At 70.6% G+C, this 571-nt stretch carries 1 protein-coding gene; it reads left to right on the forward strand.

Translation table 11 applies throughout. The annotated features are described in order from the left end of the window. Nucleotides 1-12: 12 nt before the first annotated feature. Nucleotides 13-571 (forward strand): hypothetical protein (locus ACLD7X_RS18025; RefSeq protein WP_411425062.1); only part of this gene is annotated, 559 nt, incomplete at its 3' end.

Consider the following 571-nt stretch of genomic DNA (forward strand, 5'->3'; position numbering starts at 1 on the left):
GGCGGATCGGTCGTGGCCGACCCCGCCAAGGCCGATCTTGTGGTGCAGTTTGATGATTCCGTGCGCTCCAGCCACGCCCCGCCGCCCGGCGCGCCCGCCCATGGGCTGGTGAACTTCGCCGCTGTCGACATCTCCAAGAGCCGCGTGGCGGAGGCGTTCGAGCAGGCGTTCGGCTACCCGCTGGCAATCTGCCCGCGCCGGGGCCATGGGGTCGCGGTTGAGAAGAGCGAGGCCAATGGCGTCCACGACGGCCAGATCATCTGCCTGCCGGTCGAGCCCCAGCCCGGCCGGGTCTATCAGCGGCTGGTGAACAATCGCGCGCCCGACGGGCTGGTGGAGGATCTGCGCACGCCCACGGTCGGGGGGCGGCCGGTGTGCGTCTTCGTCAAGCGCCGGCCGGTGGCCCATCGCTTCAGCAACGACAATGTCGCTTGCCCCCTGCGCGCGCCCGAGGAGGTGTTCAGCGCCGAGGAGATCGCCGCCATCGGCCGCTTCTGCGCCGAGATCGGCTTCGACTGGGGCGGCCTCGACATCCTGCGCGATCGCGACGACGGGCGTCTCTACATCGTGG

Origin of the sequence: Aphanothece microscopica RSMan92, assembly GCF_046613545.2 — a bacterium.
Taxonomy (GTDB): domain Bacteria; phylum Cyanobacteriota; class Cyanobacteriia; order PCC-6307; family Cyanobiaceae; genus NIES-981.